The organism is Lonsdalea britannica (assembly GCF_946477055.1).
In the GTDB taxonomy this organism is placed as follows: Bacteria; Pseudomonadota; Gammaproteobacteria; order Enterobacterales; family Enterobacteriaceae; genus Lonsdalea; species Lonsdalea britannica_A.
The window spans coordinates 1-5,706 of record NZ_CAMKXG010000230.1 but is presented as its reverse complement, the minus strand read 5'-3'; the positions used below and the strand labels follow the sequence as shown (position 1 = coordinate 5,706).

At 55.4% G+C, this 5,706-nt stretch carries 4 protein-coding genes; 1 reads left to right on the top strand and 3 read right to left on the bottom strand.

The features are described 5' to 3' along the window. Positions 1-54: 54 nt before the first annotated feature. Positions 55-1,236, bottom strand: coding sequence for a PotD/PotF family extracellular solute-binding protein (locus tag Q7O77_RS13890; protein ID WP_369696225.1), 1,182 nt, complete (start codon positions 1,234-1,236; stop codon positions 55-57). Positions 1,237-1,688: 452 nt separating this feature from the next. Beyond that, positions 1,689-2,435 carry an SDR family NAD(P)-dependent oxidoreductase gene (locus Q7O77_RS13885; protein WP_304168399.1) on the bottom strand — a complete coding sequence of 249 codons (747 nt, stop codon included), beginning with the start codon at positions 2,433-2,435 and terminating at the stop codon, positions 1,689-1,691. A 685-nt stretch (positions 2,436-3,120) separates the two neighbouring features. Between Q7O77_RS13885 and Q7O77_RS13880 the strand changes: the two genes are divergently transcribed. After that, positions 3,121-4,131 carry a GntR family transcriptional regulator gene (locus Q7O77_RS13880; protein WP_304168396.1) on the top strand — a complete coding sequence of 337 codons (1,011 nt, stop codon included), beginning with the start codon at positions 3,121-3,123 and terminating at the stop codon, positions 4,129-4,131. A 214-nt stretch (positions 4,132-4,345) separates the two neighbouring features. On the opposite strand, the gene Q7O77_RS13875 is transcribed toward Q7O77_RS13880, so the two are convergent. Continuing rightward, entirely contained in the window at positions 4,346-5,596 is a 1,251-nt protein-coding gene (locus Q7O77_RS13875; protein ID WP_304168394.1) for a nitrate/nitrite transporter, read from the bottom strand. Between the last annotated feature and the right edge of the window lie 110 nt (positions 5,597-5,706).

Genomic DNA, 5,706 nt, shown 5'->3' with positions numbered 1-5,706 from the left:
TGAGCTTGACGCCGACATCGCATACACAAGGCGATCGCCGCCGTTTATCCGCGGTCAGGCGTGAATAAAGTCCTGCCAGCGCCGCACGAGATAGTTGTGCTCATCCATCACCGAATTCCAGACGGCGATGTGCCCCATGCGCTGCTCGTAGCTCCCCCCGTCACGCAGTTCGCCCGGCATGATCAAGGGGTTGCCGTGGGCATCCGGCAGCGTTTCGGAAGCAGGTTTGCCGCCGTACCAGAAATCCCATTCGGCATCAGAGAGATACGCGCGCGTGCGCTGCGGGTTAGAAATATAGTAGCCCTGTCGCGCCATGACCGCCCCCGGCCAGCCGGACTGCCACCAGTTCAGATAATCATAGGCTGCTTCTTTCACGCGCCCGCTGACACAACGCGACAGCGACAGACCGCCGTACCAGGCGCGATAACCTTCTTGCGGCACCGCCAGCTTGAACCCTTTTTGGCGGAAATGATGCCGAAAATACGTTGGCGCCCACAGGCTCTGTATGCAGACCAGCTGATTCCCGATGAGCTTGCTCGCTTCGTCATGCGTAGAACCCAGCGCGGCAAAATGCCCCTGCCTGCGCAGACCAGCCAGGACATCGGTCAGCCGATCGATCTCTTCCAGCGTCAGATTACCCACATTGCCGAACTGGAACGGTCCGCGCGCTTGCACCGCCAGTACGGCGTCCAGCACGCCCATCGAGGCATCATCCTGTAACGCGACCTGACCAAAAAACGCAGGATTCACCAGCCATCCCCAGCTTTCCTCCTTTCCCCTGAGCGAAGCTGGCAAACGCTCGACCTGATAAGCGAAGCTGTCGGTGTTGTGCGTCAACGGCAGCATACTGATTCGGTCGGTGGGATGGGCGCCCAGTTCGCCGTTATCCTGCACATACAGGCGATGAGCCGGTACGCTGCCGCGGCTCAGCGCTTGACCGGGCAACAGCGTACCTCGTTTGGGAAGGTCGTTAATTTCATCCCAATACTGCAATCTGGCGATCTCAAGCGGCTGAATGGCCTGCGCGGGCCAGACAAAGTCAATATTGTGAAACCACTGGTCGTACAGATCGTAACTTTCAGGGTGCATGACCGCTATGCGCTGCGCTTCTTTGACGCTGCATACCCGATAGTCGATACACATGCCCAAATCCTGCTCGGCCTGCTTGCGCAGCAGCTCCAGCAGCGTCACTGAGGTTCCCAGAACTCGTAAGGTCACACCGCTGCTCTTCATCATTGCCCGCCGTTTGTGATGATCAACGGCGTGTGAAAGCGCCTACTGCCGCTTTCGCGTCCTGAAATTCGCATCTCCCGACTCATGATGTTTCCTCGCCGCAAGGGCGCAGGCGTGTCACCGGCAGTTTGCCGAGGTGCTGACGGGGAGAAACGCGAAGAGATCCCCGAAGCGTGGTGGGGATGTGCATTTTTTTCACGATAATAATACCTTTCAAGCTCAATTGAGATGGGCCATGCCGACGTAACCCTCACGGGCGAACCGTTTAACAGCCCTGAGAACCGCTCGTGTCACCACGAGTTCTGGCGCGTTCGCGCCAAGTTGTGCGAACGCATGAGCATGTGAGAACGCTATTGTGTCACCATTGTCCAGAATCGACGATACCGCAATCCTCAACCAACGGCAGTTTGCTGCGTTCAGGATCGTCGCTTAATCCCACGTCGGCTTTTTTTTGGTCACGGCATGACGTCGCCGGAATTTGGCCCCAGCGTTTGACCGACAAAGAGATTGCCACCCGGATCGCTGGCCAACAGCAGCGCGGCCGGTGCGACCTCGTCGGGGTTCCCGAATCGTCCTAACGGCAGCTCTGCGGCTTTGGCTTTTTTCCAGTCGCTGCTGATGCCGTCAATCATCGGCGTCGCGATCGGGCCGGGAGCGATGGCATTGACCAACACGTTGTGCGGCGCCATCTCCAGCGCCAGCGACTTGGTGAAGCCGATAACGCCCGCTTTCGCCGCCACATAATGGCATAGCTCAGCCCCCCCTTTGATACCCAGCTGAGAGGCGATATTGATGATGCGCCCCCAACGCTGACCCCGCATCCACGGCAGCGCCCGCTGGGAAGAGAGAAATACGCTGCGCAGGTCTACCGCCATCATTTCCTCCCACATCTCCAGCGTGATCGCCTCACAAGGCGCCTGCGTCAACAGCCCCGCGTTGTTGACGAGGACATCGATACCGCCATAGTGCCGGACGCAGTCGTCAACGCTTTGCTGCGCACCCGATGGCGTCGCGACATCCACGACGCTGCCATAGCATTCAACGCCGCGTTGGCGGCAGCGTTCGACGACGTGTTCCAACCCTTCCGCATCGCGATCGGACAACAGCAAGCGCGGACCCTGCTGTGAGAAAAGTTCGGCGATAGCAAACCCGATACCGCTGGCCGCCCCGCTGATAACAACGCGTTTATCCTGTAATGACATCCTATTCTCCCTCATCCGGCCAATGTGGATGGACCGCCGTCAATCATAAAAGCGCTGGCCAGCGCAGAGAACGCCATGACCAGCGGAGTGAAAACATAAATAGCAGATAATCAGACGAAGAAAGCGATCTCGTCGTCGAATTCGGCATTTTATCCCATGATGTTTCACACAGACCTTGAGCAAACCCGCCTGATCATCTCGCCTGTGGGCTGTCATCGCGCTTCGCCGCACTACTCCACACGCCGGAAAAGGTCTTTTCCCCTCCCCGGCAAACCGCCGACAGCCCATGCGATTCGCCACTTCAGGCGTCTGTTTTTTCGAACGAAATGCGTTTTATCTATCGAAAACGTCCCAAGTAGATAGCACTCTATTTAATTGGCTAATCACTATTCGCCAGATAAATGGGCGATTAAGACGACAAAAAAACAAAAGGTTATCGTTAATGATAGAAATATCAGATGAATATATCGCCACCCTTTAAGAAAGGGTCATATACCAACATTTCCACCTAAAACATCACTCGCGTAATGCGTATTATCCATAAACGTATCTTATATTAAAACATCCATTATCGAGTGTATATTATCCAGACAGCCTGTTTTTCAACCGCCATCAGTCACGCACATCGCCGCAGAGGTGTGCGATAATGACGACATGCGCATGGCAGGGGACGATGTCATAAAGGATGTTAACTACACACGATAATAAAAAGCCGGACATTCGTGGCACAGCACGTTACGAAATGATCCATCAGGTATTGCAGCAGGCCATCAAGGCAAAAACGTTGCCTGTCGGATTGGTCATGCTGGAAGGACCGCTCGCCGAATTATTCGGTACGAGTCGCGTTCCCGTTCGCCGGGCACTCGGACTCTTGCATGAAGAAGGGTTGATCAGCCGCTTCGAAGGCCGAGGTTTCATCGTGGCCACAGAGGACCAGGAAATAGAACCGGTGCGTATGCCACTCAACCGCACCATGCTCGGGTTTGATCAGCAGCAAGAGCTGGTGGATACACGCAGCACCGGTGAAAAAGTGCTCAGCGATCTGCATGAAGCGCTGTCCACCTGTATGGTCTTCGGTCATTACCAGCTTAACGAGGCCAGTGCGGCCGAGTTTTATCACGTCAGCCGCAACGTCATCCGCGAAAGCCTGATGCGACTGCGCGATCGCGGTCTGGTCGAGAAAGAGCCTTATTCCCAATGGCTGGCCGGGCCGCTAACCGCCCGTGAAATCCGCGAACATTACGAAGTTCGCGCCAGTCTCGAACCCGCCGCGCTGCGTCGGGCCGGGCCGCTCATCCCTCAAAAGCACATTGAAGCCAGTCTGACGCATATTGAACGCATTCGAACCAGTAAAGTCAGCACAGGAGCCGAACTTGAGCAGGTTGAAGACGATCTGCATCTGCTGAGTCTTGAGTTTGCGGGCAATCGCACGCTGGTCGATATTCTCCGGCAAAGTCACTCTACCCTGACTATCGCGCGTATCTTCCATGAGACGCTCTCACTGCCCGTGGATGAAGCGATGGTGAGTGAGCATCAGGTGATCTACCAACTCCTGCTAGAAGGTCGCTGGGACCTCGCGGCGCAAAACCTGGATGAGCATTTGGCGAATGCTCAAAATCGAACGCTGAAAAAGCTGAAAGTCCTGTCCGTACTCCCGGAACCCACGCTCCCCCCCTATCTCCATCGCCTCAGCTGACCCACAGCATTGTCAGGCAGCTAAGCCCCCTCTGTTCCAGTAACAACATGTTAAAAATGAAGAAACCTACCCAACAGCCAATGCCCTCACGATAGCGACTCGCACGCCACGCCGCTGTGTTAACAGCGGCGGCTGAATTCGGTGAGATAGGCTGATGGCCTGGCGTTTGCCTGAGCGCCGCTCAACCCGGAAGCAGCGGAGTTAACCCAGCATTCTATTTGGCTTTAGTGATTTTTCGCTCATCGGGCAAGAGAAGAGTGAGGATCATCGCCACCGCGGCAATGGCAGCGACACCCGCATAAATTCCCTGAAAACTCCCCATCCATGACTGAAAGAATCCGCTGCCTGCATTACCAAAGCTGGTGCCGATACCCAGAAAAACATTCGCCACCGCGAAAATAGCGGTGGAGGCCTCCGGGCTCGCCGCTTTGGTGATGTAAGCCGGAATAAGACCAAAGATCGCATAGAATGACAGGCCGAACGCAATCGCGGCCACGCGCAAGGCAATTGTTCCGCCCTCAATGGCCACGAGCAGTCCAGCGGCGACAAGGAGGCCATACGAGAGCGCCAACGTAATACGAACCCCAATCTTGTCAGCCAGCAAGCCAAACGCGAATCCACTGATGAGGCCAGTGACGCCGATCATGGACCAAAGCTGACCGATAAATGAGATTGAAAAGTGCTGCTCATTGCCCAGGAAGGAAGCAAGATAGTTCTGCCAGGGGCCGCATGCGATACCGCTCAGTGCCAGCAGCGTCCAAATCAGGAAGTGGCGAGGGGTTGCCAGCGACATCAATCGGGGGCGTTTATCCGGATTAGCCTGCTTTTCTAAACAATGTTGAGGGGACTTTACCCTGAAAACATCCGCAGCCACTCCACGTAGCACGGTATAACCAATGATAGCCACGGCAATGGACATCACGCCAATTACCATCCACACGGTACGCCAGTCATAGTCATGTATCAGAAAGGGAACCAGCAGCCCCGTGGCAAACTGTCCATAGGCTGTTCCACTGGATATCAGCCCGTTAATACTCGACTGCCAGGCGACGGGAACGACTTTGCCTATGACGCCAACCGTTGGAATAATCGCCATTGCAGCACACGAGCCGAGGGCGATTAACAAAGCGCCCGCCTGCCATATGTTCTGTACTGCGGACAACAGAGTCAGTAAAAAACCGGCCGTCAGCGCGGCCGCAAAAATCACATTGCCACCACCGAACCGACGCGTTAAAGACGAACAAAGCAGGGATGCCGTCAGGTACGAAACCTGCGCCCCTCCAGTGATGATGCCAACGGCCGGAATGCCGAAACCGAGGCTTTTTTGCATGAAGGTGACCAATACAGAGAAAAGGTACAACCCAAAACCAAAAACGATCGCGATATAGAGTGTCAGGATGATTGCCACGCTGGCGGTACTTACCAGGCTGGCAGGGCGGCGAGTCGTCATGCGTTCAGACGGCATAAAAGAGATTCCTTATCGCAAGGTGGCGGACGAGGGCATCGAGTGTTTTGCGTAGATCTCCCCGTTTCCCGTATCATCTCTATACGATAACAACTATATAGTTATTTATC